Raw genomic sequence first — 21,520 nt, forward strand, 5'->3', positions numbered from 1 at the left:
TCACGAAGCCGCGGTGCGGGGTCGCCGGATCCTGGTGGAGCCGGCGGGGGATTCGATGTCGTGGGTTCACGCGCTGGTCCCGTCGGTGGAAGCCCACGCGATCTACGGGCGGGTCACCCAGAAAGCTGTGGTGATCCGTGACCACGACCGCGGCAGCACCCGGGGCGGGGAACCGGGGGATGGGTCGGAGCGGAGTCTGGATGAGATCCGCGCTGACGTGTTCTGCGACCTGTTAATCGACGGGACCGTTCCCCAGCACCCGAAGCAGGCGCGGGGGATCCGCGCGACCGTTGTCGTGACCGTCCCCGCGCTGGCGCTCCTCGGGGCTGAGGGTGTGACGGATCCGGCGGAGGTGGAGGGGGTCGGCCCGATCCCGATCGAGACCGCCCGGGAGTTGGCCGGTAACGCGTCGGGGTGGATGCGGGTGCTGACCCACCCCGAAACCGGGGCCGTCATCAGTGTCGGGCGCACAAAGTACCGGCCACCACCGGAGCTCGCGAAACTGGTGAAGTGGCGGGCTGACCGGTGCATGGGACCGGGATGCTCGAAACCAGCATCGCAGTGTCAGATCGACCATTCGGTCGCGTGGGCCGACGGCGGGGAAACCTCCGTGACGAACACGGCACCGTTCTGCCAGGGACACCACACCGTGAAGCATCACGGCGGGTGGGTCATCACGCATCTTGGTGACGGGTCCCTGGAATGGGTATCCCCACACGGGCGCCGCTACATCGTCAAGCCCGAACGACACCTCCCGACCTTCTACCCCAACGCGGCCTGAGCGCGCCTTCTACCCCAACGCAGCCTGAACGCGCCGGGAGCCGACGATCAGGATCGGCGCGAACGAAATCCAGGCACCGCCGTAACCGCATGGCTGCAGCTGGACCGATCGGGGCGTGGCCGCTAGATGCGTCGGTCACTCCGCGAGCGTCGGTTGTTTCAGCGGTTGTCGCCCGGCGCCGCGCTGAGGCACCAGGGCCAGAACAGCGGCGACAACGATCGCACCCGCACTCACGCCGTACAGCACAAAGCTCCAGCCCGAATGATCGGCGCCAGAGGTGAGGTAGGTATCTGCCAACGCCATACCGGGGCCGAATGACGCGATGAAGTATGCAGGCGCGCCGAACGCAAGAAGTGAGGCATAACCGATCCCGATAGCGCGGGCACCGATGGTCGGCTGCCGCGAGAGCAGAAGCATGAGCAGCACGGCCAGCGCCGGCCCGAGACCCAGGATCGCCAGGACTAATGGTGTGCCGATGGCCTCACCTGCCTGGGCGAGATCGGTGTGAATCTGACTGAGAGTCTTCCCCGGCGCGAACGCGAGAGGGTTCAGCACCAGGATCTGCACCGCCGCCAATGCCGCATAGAGAAACACCGCGATCGTCCCAACGATTGCAGCGACACTGACGCGAAACGTCGGGCTCTCCCGTCTTGTCATGGCGGCACCCTAACCCGCTCACCTGCGCTCTACCAGAGTGGATGCGCGCGAGCCTGTCGCGACCGGAAGCGCCCCGCCTGCCCGGGTAGAGTGCCGTCATGGTGTCGCTTGCTCAGGCCATGGCGGATGCGAAACAGCCGGCTCACGACGCCGCCGCCTATTGGCGCAGGCAAACGGATGCCATAGCCGACGTTTCCGGCCCCGTGGCGACCCTGCACCTCGGGGCGCTCCGGCGCAACGCACTCGACATGGCGGTGCGCGCTGCGGGCGTCCCCATCCGGGTCGCGAGCAAATCCGTCCGGGTGCGAGAAGCGATCGACGCGACCCTCGCGCTCCCGGGCTACGCCGGCATCCTGGCCTTCACGCTGCCCGAAGCACTCTGGCTCGCCGAAACTCATGACGACGTCGTTCTCGGATATCCGACCGTTGACCGCGCAGCGATCGCCGCCCTCGCCGAGAACGAGCAGGCCTGCGCACGCGTCACCCTCATGGTCGATGACCTTGCCCAGCTCGACGTTGTTGACGCCGTCGTACCGCCCCGCGCGCGGCCCACCATCCGCGTCGCGATCGACGCTGACGCATCCTGGCGCGCCCCCGCGCTCGGCCACATCGGCGTGCGCCGCTCACCCGTGCACGAGCCGGGGGAGGTGGCGAGCCTCGCGAGAGCCATCACCAGACGCGATGGCTTCCGACTCGTCGGACTCATGATGTACGAGGCGCAGATCGCGGGCCAGGGAGATGCCACCGGCTCCGGTGACGGCCTCATCCGATGGATGCAGCAGCGCTCCTCCGCAGAGCTTCTGGCCCGGCGCGAAGCGATCGTGGCGGCCTTGCGCTCCATCGCGCCCCTCGAGTTCGTCAACGGTGGCGGAACGGGCTCGCTCGAGTTCACGGCATCCGATCAGGCGGTCACGGAGGTGACAGCGGGAAGCGGGCTGTTCGCCGGTCACCTGTTCGACGGATACCGCATCTTCACGCCCCAACCCGCTGCGGCTTTCTCGCTCGAAGTGGTCCGCAAGCCCACTCCCGACATCGCGACGGTGCTCGGCGGCGGATGGATCGCGTCAGGCCCGCCCGTCGCGTCGCGCCAACCGAAGCCGGTATGGCCCCCAGGCCTTCGCACACTGCCCCGTGAAGGAGCAGGCGAGGTGCAGACCCCGCTGCAGGGTGAAGCTGCTCGAAGCCTGCGCGTCGGAGACCGGGTGTGGTTCCGGCATGCCAAGAGTGGGGAGCTCGCCGAACGAGTCGAGCGCTATCTTCTCGTGGATGATGACAGGGTTGTCGGCGAGGCTCCGACCTATCGCGGCGAAGGGAAGGCGTTCCTGTGACACGACCCGGCGGCATGTGGCAGAACTGGGGACGCTCGGCGCGGGTGCGGCCGCAGAGCGTCGAGTTTCCGGCATCCGCGGATGCCGTGCAGCGGTCGGTGCAGGCAGCCCTAGCCCGAGGCCGGCGCATCAAGGCGGTGGGTGCCGGGCACAGCTTCACCGGTATCGCCGTCGCACCCGACGTGCTGCTCGATCTCACCGACCTCTCCGGGCTCGTGTCGATCGATCACGAACGGCGCCGCGTGACGCTGCGCGCCGGAACGAGGCTGCACCAGATCCCGGGGATCCTCGCGCGCTACGGCCTGGCGATGCAGAACCTCGGAGACATCGACCGGCAGACGATCGCGGGAGCCATCTCGACCGGGACGCACGGGACCGGTGCTGCCTTCGGCGGGATCTCCACCCAGATCGTCGGTGCCACACTCGTCACGGGGACCGGCGACATCCTGCGCGTGAGCGACACCGAGAACGCCGACCTCCTTCCCGCCGTCGCCCTCGGACTCGGCGCCCTCGGCATCCTGGTCGATGTCACCGTCCAGTGCGTTCCAGCTTTCGTGCTCGAAGCTACTGAGCGCCCGGAGCCGCTCCTCGACGTTCTTGACTCCCTCGATGACCGGGTCGCGAGCACCGACCATTTCGAGTACTACTGGTTCCCGCACACGGATGTCGCGCTGACCAAATCCAATACTCGTCTGCCCGAATCCGCCGTCCGCAAGCCCTTGCCGCCGGTGGGGAAGTGGGTCGACGAGACACTCCTCGCGAACGGTGTCTACCGAGCGGTGTGCGGTGTCGGTGCCCGCGTTCCGGCTGTCGTGCCCCCGTTCTCTCGGCTCGCGGTCAAGCTCACCGGCAACCGCGACTACACCGACCGGTCCAACCGCGTCTTCACCCAGAGCCGCACCGTGCGTTTCCGCGAGATGGAGTACGCGCTCCCGGCCGCCGCCGTGCGCCCCGCGTTCGACGAAATGCGTGCGCTCATCCGCGCTCGTGGATGGCGGATCTCCTTCCCGGTGGAGGTCCGATTCGCCGCCGGCGACGATCGGTGGCTCTCGACAGCGCATGATCGCGGCTCGGGCTACATCGCCGTCCACAGGTACTGGCGCGAAGACCCGACTGAGTACTTCACCGCCGTCGAGCAGATCATGCTCGCGCACGGCGGAAGACCCCACTGGGGAAAGATGCACACGTTGGATGCCGATCAGCTGCGTGAGCGCTACCCCCGGTTCGACGACTTCCTCTCGCTGCGCGACAGGCTCGACCCGCGCCGGGCATTCCAGAACACCTACCTGGAGCGGGTTCTCGGGGCCTGATCCAGCTGCGGCGGTACCCGACGCACTCACAGTCAGTGAGCAGGCGAGTCCCCTAGGATGGGGGCCATGTGGGAGTGGCTGATCCCGGTTCTGATCGTCGTGGCGCTCATCGTCATTGTCGGTATCTATTTCTGGGCGACATACAACTCGCTCGTGCAGCTCAATGTGCGCGTCGACGAGGCATGGAGCGACATCACCGTCCAGCTCAAACGACGAGCAGACCTGATCCCGGGGCTGATCGAAACCGTCAAGGGCTATGCGGCCCACGAACGCGCGGTTTTCGAGAACGTCACCCAGGCGCGCGCCGAGACGCTGTCGGCATCCGGCCCGGCGGAGGCGGGAGTCGCCGAGGGGCACGTGCAGCAAGCGCTGAAGTCGCTGTTCGCCGTCGCCGAGGCCTACCCGCAGCTGCAGGCCAGCACGAACTTCCTGCAGTTGCAGCAGGCTCTGGTCGACACCGAAGACAAGATCCAGGCATCCCGCCGCTTCTACAACGGTGGCGTTCGCGAGTTGAACACGAAGATCAAGGTCTTCCCGAACAACCTTTTCGCCAAGAATCTCGGCTTCAGCGAGCGCGAGTTCTTCGAGGTCGTGGACGGGGCAGCGATCTCCGAACCGCCGCGCATCCAGTTCTGATCGACCTCCTGAGGTCGCATGTACAGCGCCATCGCGCGGAATAAGCGCAATACCTGGTTCATCCTCGTCCTGTTCGTCCTGGGCCTGGGGGCAATCGGGCTGCTGGCCGGATGGCTCATGGGCAACAACTGGTGGGTCACCGCTTTCGTGCTGATCTTCGCCGTCGGCTACGCCACCGTGCAGTACTTCGCGGCAGACCGCGAGGCCCTCGCGATGGCCGGGGCCATCCAGGTGTCCCGCGAGGAGGCACCGCGCTATTACCGGCTCGTCGAGAATCTGTGCATCACGACCGGCACCCCGATGCCGCGACTGTATGTCGTCGAGGATGCCGCGCCGAATGCCTTCGCCACCGGCCGCAAGCCCGAGGAAGCGGCGATCACCGTGACGACGGGCCTGTTCGAGATCATGACCGACCGCGAGCTCGAGGGCGTTCTGTCACATGAGCTCGGCCACATTCGCAACTACGACATCCGGGTCTCGCTCATCGTGTTCGGCCTCGTCGTGGCGGTGGGGCTGCTGGCAGACATCCTGATGCGGATGGCGTTCTTCGGTGGTCTGCGCCGTTCGGGAGGCAATAACGGCCAGGCGCAGCTACTTTTCCTCATCTTCGGGATCGTGGCAGCGATCGTCGCACCGCTGTTGGCAGGCGCCGTGCAGGCGGCGATCTCGCGTCAGCGCGAGTACCTTGCCGACGCCACCGGCGCGCTCACGACCCGTGACCCCGACGGCCTCGCCTCCGCGCTCGCGAAGCTCGAGACACACGCGCAACCCCTCCGCCGCGAGAACACGTCGATGGCCCACCTGTGGTTCGCGAATCCGCTCAGCGCCAAGGGCATGTCGCGCCTGTTCGCCACGCACCCCCCGATTCCCGCGCGCATCGAACGGCTGCACACGATGGGCGGCCAGTTCTGACCTTTCCGGTTCGCCAGCTGGAGGTGTTCAGTCGACCGACAGCACCAACTGGTTACCGGTGAAGTCCATGCCGCCGCGCAGCGACCAATCGTCGGTGCGGTAGGTGAACGTCCCCGCTGAGCCGTCGCGAGCCGTGCCGGTTGCCGTCGCAACGAGGACCCCGCCGGTAGCGGCAAAGCTCGACAGATCCTCGGCGAAGGCGAGGGTCGGCGCCGTTTCGACGCGGAACGCCAGTGAGGTCAGTGTCGCGAGATCTGCGGCCCAGGGGACGCGGATGCCGCAACCCTCCGGCACAGCATCCGTCGGTGCCGTGCACGCGTCGATGTAGGCCTGCACCTGCGCAGATGCGGTCTCCAGCGCGGTGTCTGACAGTTCGGGCTGCAGGTCGGCTGTTGCAGCTCCGCCAGGGGTAACCCCCGCCGTCGCAGTCCCCGTCAGGATGCCGACCGGCGCGGGAAGCACGTCGTAGAGCCCGGGAAGGAGAAGGAACGGAGCGCCCACCTCGACGATCGCGGTGCCGATCGCTGCAGCATCGCCGTGCGCCGAAGCGATCGTGAGGGTGCCGAGCCCGCTCTGGGTCACCTTCCATCCCGCGTCGGTGCGGACGAGCGTGATCTCACCCGAGGCGGATGCCGCATCCAGCGTGTACGCGATCTCAGCGGTCGCCGTGTCACCGTCCTCGTTCATGGCGGTCACCCTGGCTTCCGAGATCGTCCCCGAAACGCCGGCGAACGCGTCCTCGGCGGAGGACACATCGAGCCCGTCCGTGACCACGAGCCCGAGCGCCGATGCGGCATCGCCGCGGCTGAGCGCAGCGAGGTAGTCCTCCGCTGCTGACTGCGGTCCGGAGGGGCGCAACACCAGCCACAGCACCACCCCGGCGAGCACGAGAAGCGCCGCTCCCGCTGCGACAACAGCGATAAGGGCGCCACGTTTCACACCACCACGCTAGCGCCAGCGCATCCGGCTGGCGGCATGTGCCAGTTCTAGACTGAACGGATGAGCACGTCCGACGACAAGCCCACGGGGTCGTTCTTCGACGCGATCCGGGACAGGCGACGGATCGTGTCGGTTCAGGCGACGCGCGGCATTCCGCCCGGGCTGCATCTGGCCGCCGCGTACGCGTGGCGGTTCCTGGTGATCGCGGCAGCGGTCGGGGTCGGAATCTGGCTCGTGATCCAGCTCAAGCTGCTGGTCATCCCGCTGCTGATCGCGATTCTGCTCACGGCACTGGTATGGCCGGCGTTTACCGGGATGCTTCGCCTGCGTTTCCCGAGGTGGCTCGCGATCGCCATCGCGGTCCTCGGCACTGCAGCGATCGTCACCGGCTTGCTGTGGCTTGCCATCTGGCAGATCACACAGCAGTGGTCGTCGGTCCAGTCCCGCACCATCGAGGCGATCCAGCAGTTCCGTCAATATCTGATCGACGGTCCCCTTCACCTCACTGCCGACCAGATCGACGACCTGCTCGCGCAAGCATGGACCTTCATCCAACAGCAGGCCGAACTGCTGTGGTCGGGTGCGCTGGCGATCGGCACCACCGTCGGGCATGTCGCAACCGGCGCACTGCTCACGGTCTTCATCCTGCTCACGCTGCTCGCCGACGGGGCGGGTATCTGGCGCTGGACGACGCGTCTGTTCCCCCGGGCAGCGCGACCCGCCGTCGACGGGGCCGGCCGCGCAGGCTGGCTCACTGTCGCAAACTACGCTCGCACGCAGTTGCTCGTGGCAACGATCGACGCTGTCGGCATCGGCCTTGGGGCCTTCCTGCTCGGGGTTCCGCTTGCGATTCCCATCGCGGTGCTCGTCTTCCTCGGTTCCTTCATCCCCATCGTCGGTGCCGTCGTCACCGGCGCGCTCGCCGTCTTCCTGGCCCTCGTCTACAACGGGCCATTGATCGCGCTGTGGATGCTGGTGGTCGTGCTCGGCGTCCAGCAGCTCGAGGGCCACGTCCTCCAGCCGCTCCTCATGGGATCAGCGGTCAAGGTGCACCCCCTCGCGGTGGTGCTCGTGGTCGCCGGTGGGGCGCTCATCGCCGGCATCCCCGGAGCCCTCTTCGCCGTGCCGCTTGCGGCGTTCGTCAACGTGGTCGCGGTCTACCTCGGTGATAGAGCGTGGGAGACGGGCGCGAAACCCGAGGCCCCAGACCTGATTTGGTCGACAGTTCCGCGTCCGAGGAGAATCGGCAAGTGAGTATCCCCACCCTCGCCGACATCGAGGATGCTGCAGCGACTCTGTCGGGAGTCATCCGCCGCACCCCGATGGACGAGTCCCTGCATCTGACCGACCTGCTCGGTGTTCCCGTCGCTCTCAAACTCGAGAACCTGCAGCGGACCGGCTCGTTCAAGATTCGCGGCGCGGCCAACCGGCTCTCCCGCCTCACGGAGTCGGAGCGTGCGCGTGGAGTCGTCGCCGCTTCTGCGGGCAATCACGCACAGGGCGTCGCGCTGGCGGCTCACGAGCTCGGCATCTCCGCGACGATCTTCATGCCCCTCGGTGTGCCGGTCCCGAAGCTCCTGGCGACCCGCGGTTACGGGGCTGACGTCGTCCTCGAGGGAGCGACCGTCGAGACACCACTTCGCCTCGCCGCCGAGTTCGCTGAACGTACGGGCGCGGTGCTGATCCACCCCTTTGATCACCCCGACATCATCACCGGCCAGGGCACCCTCGGTCTCGAGCTGATGGATGACATGCCCGATCTCGACACCGTCATCATCGGGATCGGCGGCGGGGGACTGATGTCGGGTGTTGCCGCTGCGGTGAAGGCCCGCGCTGCGGCAGTCGGCCGGACCGTGCGCGTCATTGGTGTCCAGGCCGAGAACTCTGCGGCCTATCCTGTCTCGCTTGCGGCGGGTCGCCCGATGGAGGTTGCCACCCGAGCGACGATCGCCGACGGCATCGCTGTCGCGCGGCCGGGAGATCTGCCCTTCGAGATCATCAGCCAGTTGGTGGACGAGGTTGTCACGGTGTCGGAGGACGACATCGCGCGGGCCCTCCTCGTGTTGCTCGAACGCGCGAAGCAGGTCGTGGAGCCCGCGGGTGCTGTCGGTGTCGCCGCCATCCTCGCGGGTAAGGTCGCAGCCCATGGACCGACGGCATGCGTGCTGTCGGGCGGCAACATCGATCCCCTGCTGCTGCAGCGTGTCGTCGCTCACGGACTGTCGGCATCCGGTCGCTATATGACAATGCGCATCCCACTGCCTGACCGCCCCGGGCAGCTGGCTCGAGTCTCAGAGCTGCTGGCGCTCGCCGGCGCCAACGTCATCGAAGTCCTGCACACCCGCCATGGGCAAGGTCTACAGATCAGTGAGGTGATTCTGCAGCTCAGCGTCGAGACCCGAGGCGAAGAGCACAAGGCTCACGTGATCGCGACGCTCGAGAACGCCGGATTCGTCGTGCACGTCGCCTCCGAGTGACCCCGACCTACTGGCCGTCGTAGGTCTCGACCTTGACGATTTCCACGGTGATCTCGCGTCCGTTGGGCGCAGTGTATGAGGTCTTGTCGCCTTCCTTCAGGCCCAGGATGGCAGAGCCGAGCGGTGAGGCCTCGCTGTAGACATCGAGTTCTGACCCGGCACCGATCTCGCGGTTACCGAGGAGGAAAACCTCTTCTCCACCGGCGATGACAGCGGTGACAACGGTGCCGGACTCCACGACGCCCGTGCTCTCGGGTGCGACCCCCACGGTGGCATTCTTGAGCAGAGCCTGGAGCGTGCGGATGCGAGCCTCCTGCTTGCCCTGCTCGTCCTTGGCGGCGTGGTAGCCGCCGTTCTCCTTGAGGTCGCCTTCTTCACGCGCAGCTTCGATGCGCTTGGCGATCTCTTCACGCCCGACGGTTGACAGGTGCTCGAGCTCCGCGTTGAGGCGGTCGAAGGCCTCCTGGGTCAGGAAGGTCACCGGGGCATCGCTGGACACGAGCGTCTCCTTTCGTCGGCGCCGATATGGCAAGACGCCCCGGCATCGCCAGGGCGTCGTTGATTACGGTCTGGCTAGATTACGTCACCCAGCACGAGTTGATCAAACCCGTCGTCGCTGCCGCCGTCGTCGGGATCGTCTCGACGAACGCGCGGGTGTGCTCGCTCGAGGGCGGGATCACGAGCACCCGCCAGCCGACGATTCCATGCTCTTCGTCCTGCGCCTCGAGGATGCACGCGACTTCGCGTTCAAGCGGCGCGGTGATCTGGAAGCTCAGGCTTACGGTGCCGTCATCGACCACAGCGAACCCGGTGGTATCGGCATCCACGCTCTCGAGCGAGGTTGCCACCGTCATCCAGCCGAACCAGCCGATGACTGCAACCACGATCGCGAGACCGAGGACGATCACCCAGCGCGAGGGGCCCCCGCGTCGTCGTCCGTAGCGATCGTCGAGTCTCGCGCGGATCGCGTCGTCAGCGGCGGGGGGTGCGGTAGTCATCGGGGGTGTCTCGTGAGTCGTTAGGCTGGAACTCCAGGCTAGACGCTGGCCAGTCGAAACGAGACATGATGCGCATTCTGTTGGGGACCTCGACCCCGGTTCCAAGCCCGTCGGTGACGGTCAATCCCGACCTCGTCACTCCGGGGCCGTGGGGCTTTCTGGTCATCGCACTGCTGGCGGTCGTGGTCATCCTGCTCATCACCGACATGATGCGCCGCATCCGTCGTGGCCGGGTGCGTGCCGACATCCGCGAAGAACTGGATGCCGAGGAGAAGGCAGAAGCTGACGCGGAGCGATCGCCCGAAGCCGACGAGACCGACGGCGACGCATCTCCCAGTGTCGACGGATCCGAGCGGTCCTAGCTGCGCGGGTCCGCTGCGGCAGTCCTAGCCGTGATAGGCGGGGCTGAGGCCGATGAGCAGGCACGCCGTCCAGTGGCAGAGGAACGCCAGCACCGTGCACACGTGGAAGATCTCGTGGAACCCGAAGTGGTTCGGCCACGGGTTAGGACGCTTGAGCGCGTACACGACGGCACCGAGGGTGTAAAGGATGCCGCCTACCGCGACCAGAACCATCATCGCGACGTTGGCCTGGAACAGCGGCACGATGTACATGACCGCAGCCCATCCGAGCACGAGATAGAGCGCCACGTACAGCCAGCGTGGGGCGTCGATCCAGAACACGCGGAACAGGATGCCGAGAATCGCCCCACCCCAGACCAGCGAAAGCAGAATGATCGACTGGCTCGTCGGTAGCGCGAGCACCGCGATCGGGGTATAGGTGCCGGCGATCAGAAGCAGAATGTTCGCGTGATCGATGCGCTTGAGGACCGCGCGGGTCTTCGGCTTCCACCGGAACCGGTGGTACAGCGCCGAGTTCCCGAACAGCAACAGCGACGTCAGCATGAACACTGCGGCCGACCATTTCGCGGCCGCTCCCTGGGACAGGGCGATCAGGACGATGCCGGCAGCTATCGCGATGGGGAAGGTGGCTGCGTGGATCCAGCCACGCCACGAGGGCTTCAATTCCTCAGGAGTGACCGACTCAGCCTCTTCGATCAGCGGCAGCCGCGGCATCTCGGCGCCAGCGACCGACTCGTCCCACTCGGGGGTCGGGCGATCAGTGGGATGGTTCACGCCAGAGCTCACCCTCCGAGCCTACGAGCCGGAGTATTCCCGCGGGGGCACGCGTCGGCGCGTGGCAGCTCGCCGTACCCGGGCCGGGGGCAGGAGTAACGTGGCCGTGTGGCATCGGGACTCGGGACAGCGCGCGGCAAGGGCCCGCTGTATCGGCTCTACACCGCTCGGCTTCGCCGTGAGCTGACCCCCGAGAACATGCCGCATCACATCGCGATGATGATCGACGGAAATCGGCGTTGGGCGCGTCAGCTCGGCTACGAGACCGCCGCACACGGTCATCGAGCGGGAGCCGCGAAGATGCGGGAGTTCTTGGAGTGGTGCGATGACCTCGGAGTGAAGGTCGTCTCGCTCTACCTGCTCTCGACCGACAATGTCCGCAAGCGCGATGCCGCCGAGTTGAACNNGACACCACGCCACGGGACTTGACCAGGAGTAACGTGGCCGTGTGGCATCGGGACTCGGGACAGCGCGTGGCAAGGGCCCGCTGTATCGGCTCTACACAGCTCGGCTTCGCCGTGAGCTGACCCCCGAGAACATGCCGCATCACATCGCGATGATGATCGACGGAAATCGGCGTTGGGCGCGTCAGCTCGGCTACGAGACCGCCGCACACGGTCATCGAGCGGGAGCCGCGAAGATGCGGGAGTTCCTGGAGTGGTGCGACGACCTCGGAGTCAAGGTCGTCTCGCTCTACCTACTCTCGACCGACAATGTCCGAAAGCGCGATGCCGCCGAGTTGAACGACCTGCTTCAGATCATCGCTGAGCTTGCCGAGGAGATCTCGCGGGTTCGCGACTGGCGGGTCAAGCACGTGGGTCGAGCCGAGCTCCTTCCCCCTGAGCTCACCAGGGTGCTCCGCGCCGCGGAGGATCGGACAGCGGGCAACCCCGGCCTTCACGTGAATCTGGCTGTCGGTTACGGGGGGCGTTCCGAGATCGTGGATGCCGTCCGCAGCATCATCGCCGCCCACGATCGGGACGGCGGGTCCCTCGAGGAGCTTGCCGCAAGCCTCACCCCCGAGCAGATCGGTGAACACCTGTACACCGGGGGGCAGGCAGACCCCGACCTCGTCATCCGAACCTCCGGAGAGCAACGGCTCAGCGACTTCCTGCTCTGGCAGAGCGCACACAGCGAGTTCTACTTCATGGAGGCGCTCGGACCCGACCTTCGGGAAGTGGACTTCCTTCGTGCGCTGCGTAATTATGCGAGTCGGGAGCGCCGCTTCGGCGGCTGAGGGACCGCTGCGCCAGCCCACGCCTTCGTCCGGCGTGCGAAAATGTGACAGTGACGGGTGATATCACGACGTATATCGAGTCCTTCGATTCCGAGCCCGGCTACCTCGACTGGGCGGCATTCGGACCGCTCTCGCCAGTTGTTCGCAGCGAAGTGCACGCGGATGCCGAGCTCCTCGGAACGGGCCGCCGCTCGAGCGTTGACCTCGTCAACGAGCACGTCGACCAGTCGCGCTCTCACGCGGCATCCGTGCTGGGTGTTCCCGCGGAGCAGATCGTCATTCAGCCCTCGACCAGTCACGGCCTGCAGCAGGCGATCTACGGCCTCAGCGGCACGCTTCTGCTCTCTCGTGCCGAGTACCCGGCGTTGACGATCGCCGCGGCGCGCGCCGAGGCGTCGCTCGGCACGATGCGAGCGGCGTGGCTCGAGCCCGGGAACGGGTTCGTGACCCCGGATGTCGTCCGCGAAGCCCTCACCGATGAGGTCACGGCGGTCGCCGTGAGCCTCGTGGATTTTCGCACCGGCTATCGCGTCGACCTCAGCGCCCTCCGCGACGTGATCGGAGACCGACTGCTCATCGTCGACGCGATCCAGGGGCTCGGGATCGTGGACGCCGATTACGGTGCGGCGGATGTCGTCTGTGCCAACGGATACAAGTGGCTGCGCGCCGGACGCGGCACCGGCGTCGCCACCTACAGCCCGCGTGCGGTCGATCGGCTGACCCCGGTGCTCTCGGGCTACGCCGGGGTTGCCGATGGACTGCCCGTGGATGAGGTGCCTGAGCCGTCGCGAGATGCGCGCGCTTTCATCGTCTCGAAGGCCGATTCGCTCGCGGCTGCTCGCCTGGGCAGTGCACTCCATGAGATTCACGAGGTCGGTGTGGCGACGATCGCCGCAGCCGTCGAGGCGCGGGCAACGCGAGTGATCGAGATCGCCGATGAGAACGCCATCCCCGTCATCACCCCGCGAGAGCCCGAGCGCCGCGCGGGGATCGTGACGTTGGCTCCGGAACCGCAGGACGCGGGGCCGCTCGCGGCTGCCCTCGCTAATGCGGGAGTCACGATCACCCCCCGGGGCGGCACGATCCGCGTCTCTGCCCACGCCGGTACCGATGACGAATCGCTGTCGCTGCTGGCCGCCACGCTCTCGGCCTACGTGGCAGCCCGAGCCTGGTAGGGCTCGGAGGAATTTACCTCGATGTAACGGTGTCGACAGCGTGTCGATGCCTACGGCGCCCGATCCCCGTCGTACGTTCAACTCGTCGGGCAAGGCGCCCGACCGGGTCGGCCGTCAGGATCGCGACTCGTGACCCCTGGTCGACTCGCTGGGTACCGGGAATTACCACCCGGGGCGGGAGTGGGTTGTGACCACACGGGCAGCACAGGCACAGGACCGGGTTCACCAGGACGGCCGGATCGAAGATGCCGAGCAGGATCAGACGCTGCGCACCTACGTGCTCGACACATCAGTGCTGCTGAGCGATCCGCGCGCGTTCTTCCGATTCGCCGAGCACAACGTCGTGGTCCCGGTGGTGGTCATCACCGAACTCGAAGGCAAACGGCACGATCCAGAGATCGGATACTTCGCACGGCAGGCGCTACGCCACCTCGATGAGTTGCGCGTCGAGCACGGACGACTCGACTTCCCGGTCCCGGTCGGCGCCGGCGGAACGCTGCGGGTCGAGTTGAACAACACCAACCCTGACGCGTTGCCTTCGGGTATGCGACTGGGAGACAACGACAGCCGCATCCTTGCCGTGGCCATGAACCTGGCATCCGATGGTCAGGAGGTCACCGTCGTCTCCAAGGACCTGCCGATGCGGGTCAAGGCGGCGTCGCTCGGCATTTCGGCCGAGGAGTACCTTGCCGAGCAGGCTGTCGACTCCGGCTGGACCGGCATCGCGACGATCGACATCTCCGGGGACGAGCTCAGCGATCTGTACGAAAGCGAAGTCGGCGCCAGCGAACAGGTGACGGGGCTGCCGGTCAACACCGGCCTGATCATTCACTCCGAGCGGGGCTCGGGCCTTGGCCGTGTCACCGGCGACGGTGGTTACCGACTCGTGCGTGGCGACCGCGATGTGTTCGGACTGCACGGCCGCTCGGCTGAGCAGCGCGTGGCGATCGACCTTCTTCTCGATCCCGAGGTCGGCATCGTGTCCCTTGGCGGCCGGGCTGGCACGGGGAAGTCGGCTCTTGCCCTGTGCGCGGCGCTCGAGGCAGTGCTCGAGCGGCAGCAGCAGCGCAAGATCATCGTTTTCCGTCCCCTGTTCGCGGTCGGCGGCCAGGAACTCGGGTACCTGCCCGGCGATCAGACCGAGAAGATGAACCCCTGGGGCCAAGCGGTGTTCGACACGCTCGGGTCGGTCGTCTCTGGCAATGTCCTCGACGAGGTCGTCGAACGGGGGCTCCTGGAGGTCCTTCCCCTGACGCACATCCGCGGTCGCTCCTTGCACGACGCCTTCGTGATCGTTGACGAGGCCCAGTCGCTCGAGCGCAACGTGCTGCTCACGGTGCTCAGCCGCATCGGCCAGAACTCCCGAGTCGTCCTCACCCACGATGTCGGCCAGCGAGACAACCTTCGGGTGGGTCGCCACGACGGTGTCGCCTCGGTGATCGAGACGCTCAAGGGTCAGGCCCTGTTCGGGCATGTCACCCTCGTGCGGTCGGAACGGTCCGCCATCGCGGCCCTGGTCACCGACCTCCTGGAATCGGGAGAGCTGTCCTGAGGCGGGAAGGATCGCGCTGTGAGCGAACCCTCACGCAACCATGAGAAGAGTCTCATCGAGAGGTGGGTCATCGGGGACCCGGCGTCTGTCACCATTGGTGCAACGGGTTCCGCGAGCCCCCCAGATCGCGAGACCCTCCGGTCGGTGACCCCCCAATAACCGGCCCTGCCCCCGGCGACACCCCAGACGCCGGGGGCACTCTCATGCCCTGGTCACTCTCATGCCCTGGTCACTCCCAGCGGTAGCCGGCTCCGCGTACGGTGGCGATGTGATGCGCGCCGAGCTTGCCTCGGAGGTAGCGCACGTACACGTCGACGACATTCGACCCGGGATCGAAGTCCATCTCCCAGACCCGGCTCAGAAGCTGTTCGCGGGAGAGCACCATTCCCGGGCTGCGCAGAAACTGCTCAGCAAGAGCGAACTCCCGGGCCGACAGTTCAACCTCCCGCCCCCCGACCAGCGCGCGCCGTGACAACAGATCGAGTGAGACCTCACCGTGGACGATCGTCGTCCCCGCGTCGGCTGGTACCTCGCGCAGCCGTGAGCGCACGCGCGCGAGGAGTTCCTCGAAGGTGAACGGCTTTCGGATGTAGTCGCTCGCCCCGGACTCGAGCCCTTCGACGGTATCCCGAGTGCTGGTGCGGGCAGTCAACATGATGATGGGCACCGTGCGGCCTTCACGACGAATCTGACGAAGCACCTCGAGCCCGTCCAGTGTCGGCAAACCGATATCGAGGAGCGCGAGGTCGATCGTTCCGCCCCGAAGGAGCTCGAGAGCCGGCGGCCCGTCGTCGACGATCACCGTCTCATAGCCTGCGGCGCGCAGGCCACGTTCCACGAACGCCGAGATCTGCGGCTCGTCTTCTGCGATGAGGATCCTCGTCACCGCTTTCCCCCCTGATGGATCACGTCATCGGCGCGTACCGGCGCCGGGTAGGACGCACCGCTGGTGTGCGGCACGTGGATGGTGAACGTTGCCCCGCCCCCGGGGGTATCGGTCACCTCGCATCGGCCACCATGGCCTTTCGCGATGGCGTCGACGATCGCCAATCCCAACCCCGAGCCTCCCACACTTCGGCGTCGTCCCGCTCGGTCGAATCGGCGGAAGATGCGATGGCGCATCGCCGGCGGTACGCCGGGACCGTGGTCACGCACCCAGAGGCGGACCTCGACAGGGTCCACCGCGCTGCCGACATCGATCGGACTCGCGTCAGGGGAGTACTTCGAAGCATTGTCTGCCAGCTGCAACCACGCCTGAAGCAGGCGGTCTCCGTCGCCGAGCATCCGCCCCGTCGCCCGGTCGGTGACGTGCCAGTCGTGTCCCGGGATGACAGCCACCATGTCTGCCATCCGAGCAGTGAGAGCGGCGAGATCGATCTCGTCGGACGCGTAGGTGTCGGTCTCCGCTGCTGCCAGCAGATCGATGTCTTCGACCAGTCGTGTGAGTCGGTCGAGCTCGGCGATTCCGATCGCCCGGGTGGCATCGACGTCGGCCCGATCCGACGCATCCATGATCTCGAGATGTCCGCGCACGATGGTGATCGGTGTCTTGAGTTCGTGCCGCACATCATCCAGCAGCTGTCGCTGCGAGTCGACCGAACCTTCGAGGCGGTCGAGCATGGAGTTGACGCTCTGCGACAGGTCGGCGATGCCCTCGCCGCCGTCGGACGGCAGGCGCCGGCTCAGATCCGCGAGCGTCATGCTTTCGGCTGCTTCTCGCACCTCCGCTATCGATCGAAGCGCCGCGCCGGCGACGAACCATCCGACGAGCACCACGAGAACAATGGTGACGACGGATGCAACGCCGAAGACGGTCATCGGCATCAGCAGGGGATCCAGCGGCGCGCCGGCACTCCAGAGCGCAGCCGCCTGCGCCGTGAATGTCACGCCGCCGACGAGGGCGAGGGCCACGGCGCACGCCAGTGCCGCCCCCGTGACGATGCGACGCCGCGCCGATCGCGGCCGCTGGGACCGTGTCATGGGGTGATTATCGCCCGGCGCGCCGGTCCGGCGCATCCGCGGCAGCTCAGCCCGGGTGGGTCATTGACAGCAGGTCGAGCTTCTCATCGAGCTGCTGGGGAGTCAGCTCACCGCGCTCGATGTAGCCCAGCGCAACGACGGCTTCGCGAATCGTGATCCCTTCGGCGACCGCGTGCTTGGCGATCTTGGCCGCGGCTTCGTAGCCGATCAGCTTGTTCAGGGGCGTCACGATCGACGGCGACATGCCGGCGAAGGCCGAGGCGCGCTCGACGTTGGCTTCCAGTCCCACGATCGTCTTGTCTGCAAGGACTCGAACCGTGTTCGAGAGCAGCCGGATCGATTCGAGCAGAGCGGTCCCCATGACCGGTATCGCGACGTTCAGTTCGAACGCGCCGGAGGCGCCTGCCCAGGCGATGGTCGCGTCATTGCCGATGATGCGCGCGCACACCATCAGGGTCGCCTCGGGAACAACGGGGTTCACCTTGCCGGGCATGATCGACGAGCCCGGCTGAAGGTCCGGGATCCGTAGTTCGGCAAGACCCGTGTTGGGGCCCGACCCCATCCACCGCAGGTCGTTGTTGATCTTCGTGAGAGAGACCGCGATCGTCCGCAGAGCACCGGATGCCTCAACGAGCGCATCGCGGTTTGCCTGAGCCTCGAAGTGGTCCTTGGCCTCGGTGATCGGCAGCTCGGTCTCAGCGACCAAGATCTCGAGGACCTTCTGGGGGAAACCGAGCGGAGTGTTGATTCCGGTCCCGACGGCGGTACCGCCCAGGGGGACCTCGGCCACGTGGGGGATGACAGCCTGAACACGCTCGATGCCGAGGCGGATCTGGCGGGCGTAGCCGCCGAACTCCTGGCCGAGGGTGACGGGGGTGGCGTCCATGAGGTGGGTCCTGCCGGACTTCACGACGCTCTTCCAGAGCTCAGCCTTCTCTTCGAGCGCTACCGCCAGGTGGTCGAGTGCCGGGATGAGGTCGTCGATCAGTTCCTGGGTGACCGCGACGTGCACCGACGTCGGAAAGACGTCGTTCGAGGACTGGGACGCGTTGACGTGGTCGTTCGGGTGCACCGTCTGGCCGAGGCTGTGCGTCGCGATGGTGGCGAGCACCTCGTTCATGTTCATGTTCGACGAGGTGCCGCTGCCGGTCTGGTACACATCGATCGGGAACTGGTCGGCGTGCGCCCCGCCGATGATCTCGTCGGCCGCCGCGGCGATGGCCTCTGCGATCTGGGCGTCGAGCGTGCCGAGGTCCCGGTTGGCCAGCGCCGCAGCCTTCTTGATGCGCGCCAGCGCCACGATCTGCGCGGGGTCGAGGGCATCACCCGAGATCGGGAAGTTCTCCACGGCCCGCTGGGTTTGCGCGGCGTACAGTGCGTTCTTGGGCACCCGCACCTCGCCCATCGTGTCGTGTTCGATGCGGTACTCGATGTCAGTCACGTCCTCGTTCCTTCGCTTCAGGTGTGCTCGGGCAGCTGCCCGCAGTGATCAGGGGTTCTCGGCGGCGCCCACGATGACATCGGGGATCGCCGTGCCCTCCGACAGCCGATAGTTCGCTCCGACGATCGCGAGGGTTCCGGCGGCGACGGCATCGCTGATGAGTTCGGAGGAGTGGAGGAGCTCGGCGACGGTGTCGCGCAGGTGCTCTCGGCCTACCTCTTCGGCGTCCACCGGTCCGCCGTCGGAAGAGCGGATGACGCGTCTGACCGCCGGGACGATGGGCGCGATCTGGCGCCAGATGTGCGGGGGAAGGGAGGGGGCATCCACGGTCGTTGACTCGATAGCCGCGGCTACGGCGCCGCATTCGTCATGTCCGAGCACGACGATGAGGGGGACTTCGAGCACCGCGACGGCGTATTCGAGGCTGCCCACAACAGAGTCGGAGATGACCTGTCCAGCGTTTCGGACGACGAACAGGTCGCCGAGGCCCTGGTCGAAGATGATCTCCGCCGCGAGGCGCGAGTCGGCACAGCCGAAGAGCGCGGCACGGGGGCGTTGACCTCCGGCCAGCTCGTGACGACGCTCGACATCCTGCCGAGGGTGTGAGGGCTCGCCCGACACGAACCGTGCATTGCCGTCGCGCATGTCTCCCCAGACCTCGGCGGGAGTCGCGGTCGGCATCATGAGATCCCCTCTCGGGCGGCGATGATCTGGTCGGCCAGGCCCTCGGCCACCACGCGAAGGGTGTCGGCATCCGTCGCGCCGTAGACGAGGATCGTGTCGTCGCCGGCGGTGGTACTCAAAGCAGCCGAAATGTTGCCGGCGCGGGCGGGGTCGGGGATGTCGTACTCGGTCCATTCGACACCATCGATGACGATGGTTCCCGCCGAATCTGCCCCCGAGAGCTCGCGCGTCGGCCACGTTGCGTCTGCGCTGAAGCCCTGGGAAACCCGCACGAATCCGGCGTCCTCAGCCGGGACATACAGCACCGTCCACGTGCGCGGGTCGTCTCCCGCGACGGCGGCTGAGGTCACGAGCCAGGTCTCGGGAACGACAGGAACGATCACGGTCGAGCCGTCGAGGGTGAGTGAGACCTCCTCGGCGACGGCGGCGACGTCGATCGGCTCCGAGGCTGGTGGTTCGCCTCGTGGCACGGCGAAGATGACGATCGCAACGATTCCGAGCGTGATCACCAGGGCGGCAACCAGATTGCGAAACGTCTGGCTCGACCGATACACGCGGGAAGACTCGGCCTTCCGGGCCGCCGTCTCCTCGGGCGTTTCGGGACGCCCGAGCTCGGCGACGATCCGGTCGCGCTGAGCCATCATGACTCGTCTCCGCTCGGGGACGACGTCGACGCCGCGCGCGCAGCATCCAGCCGCTCCTTCGCGCCGACGAGCCATTGCTCACATCGCGCTGCGAGTGCTTCGCCGCGCTCCCACAGTCGCAGCGACTCCTCGAGGGTTGGTGCGCCCTGCTCCAGCGCTGCGACGACCCGAACCAGCTCGTCGCGAGCCTGTTCGAACGACAGGTCGTCGACATCCCCCGGTGCATGCGGGTTGGCGGCGGTCATGATCTCCATCCTAGAGCGGCACGTCGGGGGTGCTGCTCTCCTCGACCTCGCCTGCAGAACGGGCCCCGAACGAGCCACGCCCCACTGTGACGGTGACGTCGGTACCGGCGGGCGCCTGCTCGGCATCTCGCACGATGACCCCACCCGCGACGTGCGCGATGGCGTAGCCGCGGGCAAGAGTCGAGGCGGGGGAGAGGGCTCGCACCGCTGCTCGCAACTCCGCGGTCTTCCGGGCCTGCGCCGCCACGGCACGCTCGGCGTGGTCCCGCCCTCGCGCCACGAGAAGCTCGATGTGCTGCGCTCGCTGCGCCACGGCGTTCTCGGGATTGCGCAACACGGGGCGTGAGCGCAGCTGCTCGAGCTGCGTGATGTCATGAGCCAGCCGCTGTGTCACCCGGGTCCGGGCGCGGCTGAGCAGCTGGGATACGAGCGCCCGCTGCTCGGCGACGTCGGGGACCACGCGCTTGGCGGCATCCGTCGGCGTGGATGCTCGAAGATCTGCCACGTCGTCGAGGATCGGATGGTCGTTCTCGTGCCCGATCGCGCTGACCACGGGGGTAGACGCCGCGGCGACCGCACGAACGAGGCGCTCGTCACTGAACCCCAGCAGCGTCTGCGGGTCACCCCCGCCGCGAGCGATGATGATCACATCCACCTCGGGGTCGGCGTCCAGGGTCTTCAGCGCCGCGATCGTCTCGGGCACGCAGCGATCCCCCTGCACCGCCGCGTACCGCGTGCGAAACCGCACGCGCGGCCAGCGCAGTTCGGCGTTGCGATGCACATCCTTCTCGGCATCCGAGTTCTCGCCCGTGATCAGGCCGATGAGGTGCGGGAGGAAGGGGAGCGGCTTCTTGCGCGAGGGGTCGAACAGTCCTTCGCCACGCAGCTGGACCCGGAGCCGCTCGAGCCGCTCCAACTGGTCGCCGAGCCCCACGTGCCGCATCGCCGAAACGGCGAAGCTGAAGTCGCCGGTTCGTGTGAAGTAGTCGGCCTTGACGCACGCGACGACGCGATCGCCGACGGCAAGGTCGGCGGGGAGGCGTTGGCGCGTGCTCGACCAGATCCTGATCGAGATCGTCGCGTCAGTTGTCAGGTCCTTCATCCGCCCGAAAACGTTGCCGCCGCGAAGGTTCCACGACGTGATCTCTCCCTCGACCCACACGGAACCCCACGTTTCGACGAAGCCGCGGATCGTGTCGCCGAGGCGGGCCACCGAGGTCGGGGAGTGAGCGTTCGAGTCCCGAGGGTGGACCGAATCAGGGGGTGGGGCCTGCCCCGGGACGGGTTCGGGCTGAAACGTCGTCATGATCCCTTTCGGCTCGCCCGGCCCGCGCTCAGGACGCCCCCGTAGAATCGGACCGATGAGCACTCCCGCGGTACACATGCCC

23 protein-coding genes and 1 pseudogene are annotated in these 21,520 nt (G+C 67.0%); 12 read left to right on the plus strand and 12 right to left on the minus strand.

Annotated elements, in window-relative coordinates; all coding sequences use genetic code 11:
- Window positions 1–781 (plus strand): HNH endonuclease signature motif containing protein (locus B3587_RS00665; RefSeq protein WP_292725780.1); only part of this gene is annotated, 781 nt, incomplete at its 5' end.
- 135 nt (window positions 782–916) lie between these two features.
- Here the strand turns inward: B3587_RS00665 and B3587_RS00670 are convergent.
- Entirely contained in the window at window positions 917–1,438 is a 522-nt protein-coding gene (locus B3587_RS00670; RefSeq protein WP_292725782.1) for a hypothetical protein, read from the minus strand.
- Between the two features lie 98 nt (window positions 1,439–1,536).
- Between B3587_RS00670 and B3587_RS00675 the strand changes: the two genes are divergently transcribed.
- The 4 genes from B3587_RS00675 (at window position 1,537) to B3587_RS00690 (ending at window position 5,624) form a co-directional block, all read left to right on the plus strand.
- Window positions 1,537–2,766 carry an alanine racemase gene (locus B3587_RS00675; protein WP_292725803.1) on the plus strand — a complete coding sequence of 410 codons (1,230 nt, stop codon included), beginning with the start codon at window positions 1,537–1,539 and terminating at the stop codon, window positions 2,764–2,766.
- On the plus strand, window positions 2,763–4,076 hold the full coding sequence (locus B3587_RS00680) for a D-arabinono-1,4-lactone oxidase (RefSeq protein WP_292725805.1): 1,314 nt from the start codon (window positions 2,763–2,765) through the stop codon (window positions 4,074–4,076). The genes B3587_RS00675 and B3587_RS00680 overlap by 4 nt, the downstream gene beginning before the upstream one ends.
- A 66-nt stretch (window positions 4,077–4,142) precedes the next feature.
- Window positions 4,143–4,712, plus strand: coding sequence for a LemA family protein (locus B3587_RS00685; protein WP_228177035.1), 570 nt, complete (start codon window positions 4,143–4,145; stop codon window positions 4,710–4,712).
- Between the two features lie 18 nt (window positions 4,713–4,730).
- Window positions 4,731–5,624, plus strand: coding sequence for a M48 family metalloprotease (locus B3587_RS00690; protein ID WP_228177036.1), 894 nt, complete (start codon window positions 4,731–4,733; stop codon window positions 5,622–5,624).
- A 27-nt stretch (window positions 5,625–5,651) separates the two neighbouring features.
- On the opposite strand, the gene B3587_RS00695 is transcribed toward B3587_RS00690, so the two are convergent.
- Window positions 5,652–6,563, minus strand: coding sequence for a hypothetical protein (locus B3587_RS00695; RefSeq protein ID WP_292725807.1), 912 nt, complete (start codon window positions 6,561–6,563; stop codon window positions 5,652–5,654).
- A 60-nt stretch (window positions 6,564–6,623) separates the two neighbouring features.
- Between B3587_RS00695 and B3587_RS00700 the strand changes: the two genes are divergently transcribed.
- Together B3587_RS00700 and ilvA are read left to right on the plus strand one after the other, a co-directional pair.
- Entirely contained in the window at window positions 6,624–7,817 is a 1,194-nt protein-coding gene (locus B3587_RS00700) for an AI-2E family transporter (RefSeq protein WP_292725809.1), read from the plus strand.
- Entirely contained in the window at window positions 7,814–9,040 is a 1,227-nt protein-coding gene (gene ilvA, locus B3587_RS00705; protein WP_292725811.1) for a threonine ammonia-lyase, read from the plus strand. The genes B3587_RS00700 and ilvA overlap by 4 nt, the downstream gene beginning before the upstream one ends.
- Before the next feature lie 7 nt (window positions 9,041–9,047).
- Here the strand turns inward: ilvA and greA are convergent, their stop codons facing one another.
- Both greA and B3587_RS00715 read right to left on the minus strand, forming a co-directional pair.
- Window positions 9,048–9,539 (minus strand): transcription elongation factor GreA, encoded by a 492-nt coding sequence (greA, locus tag B3587_RS00710; RefSeq protein ID WP_228177040.1) that lies wholly within the window; start codon window positions 9,537–9,539, stop codon window positions 9,048–9,050.
- Window positions 9,540–9,618: 79 nt separating this feature from the next.
- Window positions 9,619–10,038, minus strand: coding sequence for a DUF4307 domain-containing protein (locus B3587_RS00715; protein ID WP_228177041.1), 420 nt, complete (start codon window positions 10,036–10,038; stop codon window positions 9,619–9,621).
- A gap of 65 nt (window positions 10,039–10,103) precedes the next feature.
- Here B3587_RS00715 and B3587_RS00720 point away from each other — a divergent pair, with 65 nt between their 5' ends.
- Window positions 10,104–10,400: a hypothetical protein gene (locus B3587_RS00720; protein ID WP_292725814.1), complete on the plus strand. Its 297-nt coding sequence runs from the start codon at window positions 10,104–10,106 to the stop codon at window positions 10,398–10,400.
- 24 nt (window positions 10,401–10,424) lie between these two features.
- Here the strand turns inward: B3587_RS00720 and trhA are convergent, their stop codons facing one another.
- Window positions 10,425–11,114: a PAQR family membrane homeostasis protein TrhA gene (gene trhA, locus B3587_RS00725; RefSeq protein WP_228177181.1), complete on the minus strand. Its 690-nt coding sequence runs from the start codon at window positions 11,112–11,114 to the stop codon at window positions 10,425–10,427.
- A 168-nt stretch (window positions 11,115–11,282) separates the two neighbouring features.
- On the opposite strand from trhA, the pseudogene B3587_RS00730 reads away from it, so the two are divergent.
- The 4 genes and pseudogenes from B3587_RS00730 to B3587_RS00745 all read left to right on the plus strand — a co-directional run.
- Window positions 11,283–11,576, plus strand: a pseudogene (locus B3587_RS00730) (undecaprenyl diphosphate synthase family protein); the annotation flags it as partial.
- 46 nt (window positions 11,577–11,622) lie between these two features.
- A complete protein-coding gene (locus B3587_RS00735) occupies window positions 11,623–12,411 on the plus strand; it encodes an isoprenyl transferase (protein WP_228177043.1) in 789 nt (262 codons plus the stop codon).
- Window positions 12,412–12,461: 50 nt separating this feature from the next.
- Window positions 12,462–13,586, plus strand: a complete 1,125-nt coding sequence (locus B3587_RS00740; protein ID WP_292725816.1) for an aminotransferase class V-fold PLP-dependent enzyme — start codon at window positions 12,462–12,464, stop codon at window positions 13,584–13,586.
- Window positions 13,587–13,773: 187 nt separating this feature from the next.
- A complete protein-coding gene (locus tag B3587_RS00745) occupies window positions 13,774–15,138 on the plus strand; it encodes a PhoH family protein (protein ID WP_375236630.1) in 1,365 nt (454 codons plus the stop codon).
- Between the two features lie 229 nt (window positions 15,139–15,367).
- Here the strand turns inward: B3587_RS00745 and B3587_RS00750 are convergent, their stop codons facing one another.
- The 7 genes from B3587_RS00750 to xseA are packed head-to-tail and all read right to left on the minus strand — an operon-like array spanning window position 15,368 to window position 21,438.
- Entirely contained in the window at window positions 15,368–16,024 is a 657-nt protein-coding gene (locus B3587_RS00750) for a response regulator transcription factor (RefSeq protein ID WP_292725818.1), read from the minus strand.
- On the minus strand, window positions 16,021–17,118 hold the full coding sequence (locus B3587_RS00755; protein WP_292725820.1) for a sensor histidine kinase: 1,098 nt from the start codon (window positions 17,116–17,118) through the stop codon (window positions 16,021–16,023). Before B3587_RS00755 ends, B3587_RS00750 begins: the two co-directional genes overlap by 4 nt.
- Window positions 17,119–17,164: 46 nt before the next feature.
- Window positions 17,165–18,559: a class II fumarate hydratase gene (locus B3587_RS00760; protein ID WP_228177047.1), complete on the minus strand. Its 1,395-nt coding sequence runs from the start codon at window positions 18,557–18,559 to the stop codon at window positions 17,165–17,167.
- Between the two features lie 48 nt (window positions 18,560–18,607).
- Entirely contained in the window at window positions 18,608–19,243 is a 636-nt protein-coding gene (locus B3587_RS00765; RefSeq protein WP_375236631.1) for a carbonic anhydrase, read from the minus strand.
- Window positions 19,240–19,887 carry a DUF4245 family protein gene (locus tag B3587_RS00770; RefSeq protein ID WP_292725823.1) on the minus strand — a complete coding sequence of 216 codons (648 nt, stop codon included), beginning with the start codon at window positions 19,885–19,887 and terminating at the stop codon, window positions 19,240–19,242. Before B3587_RS00770 ends, B3587_RS00765 begins: the two co-directional genes overlap by 4 nt.
- Complete coding sequence (locus tag B3587_RS00775; RefSeq protein WP_228177049.1) at window positions 19,884–20,132, minus strand: exodeoxyribonuclease VII small subunit; 249 nt, start codon at window positions 20,130–20,132, stop codon at window positions 19,884–19,886. The genes B3587_RS00770 and B3587_RS00775 overlap by 4 nt, the downstream gene beginning before the upstream one ends.
- 10 nt (window positions 20,133–20,142) lie before the next feature.
- Window positions 20,143–21,438, minus strand: a complete 1,296-nt coding sequence (gene xseA, locus B3587_RS00780; RefSeq protein ID WP_292725825.1) for an exodeoxyribonuclease VII large subunit — start codon at window positions 21,436–21,438, stop codon at window positions 20,143–20,145.
- Window positions 21,439–21,520 lie beyond the last annotated feature (82 nt).

Origin of the sequence: Microbacterium sp. UBA837 (assembly GCF_002296025.1) — a bacterium.
In the GTDB taxonomy this organism is placed as follows: Bacteria; Actinomycetota; Actinomycetes; order Actinomycetales; family Microbacteriaceae; genus Microbacterium.

Bases quoted from the DNA above. Each gene is read 5' to 3' on its own strand.
- B3587_RS00670 (WP_292725782.1), bottom strand. From the start codon at position 1,438: ATGACAAGACGGGAGAGCCCGACGTTTCGCGTCAGTGTCGCTGCAATC.
- B3587_RS00675 (WP_292725803.1), top strand. From the start codon at position 1,537: ATGGTGTCGCTTGCTCAGGCCATGGCGGATGCGAAACAGCCGGCTCAC.
- B3587_RS00685 (WP_228177035.1), top strand. From the start codon at position 4,143: ATGTGGGAGTGGCTGATCCCGGTTCTGATCGTCGTGGCGCTCATCGTC.
- B3587_RS00690 (WP_228177036.1), top strand. From the start codon at position 4,731: ATGTACAGCGCCATCGCGCGGAATAAGCGCAATACCTGGTTCATCCTC.
- B3587_RS00700 (WP_292725809.1), top strand. From the start codon at position 6,624: ATGAGCACGTCCGACGACAAGCCCACGGGGTCGTTCTTCGACGCGATC.
- B3587_RS00715 (WP_228177041.1), bottom strand. From the start codon at position 10,038: ATGACTACCGCACCCCCCGCCGCTGACGACGCGATCCGCGCGAGACTC.
- B3587_RS00720 (WP_292725814.1), top strand. From the start codon at position 10,104: ATGATGCGCATTCTGTTGGGGACCTCGACCCCGGTTCCAAGCCCGTCG.
- trhA (WP_228177181.1), bottom strand. From the start codon at position 11,114: ATGCCGCGGCTGCCGCTGATCGAAGAGGCTGAGTCGGTCACTCCTGAG.
- B3587_RS00755 (WP_292725820.1), bottom strand. From the start codon at position 17,118: ATGACACGGTCCCAGCGGCCGCGATCGGCGCGGCGTCGCATCGTCACG.
- B3587_RS00765 (WP_375236631.1), bottom strand. From the start codon at position 19,243: ATGATGCCGACCGCGACTCCCGCCGAGGTCTGGGGAGACATGCGCGAC.
- B3587_RS00770 (WP_292725823.1), bottom strand. From the start codon at position 19,887: ATGATGGCTCAGCGCGACCGGATCGTCGCCGAGCTCGGGCGTCCCGAA.
- B3587_RS00775 (WP_228177049.1), bottom strand. From the start codon at position 20,132: ATGACCGCCGCCAACCCGCATGCACCGGGGGATGTCGACGACCTGTCG.
- xseA (WP_292725825.1), bottom strand. From the start codon at position 21,438: ATGACGACGTTTCAGCCCGAACCCGTCCCGGGGCAGGCCCCACCCCCT.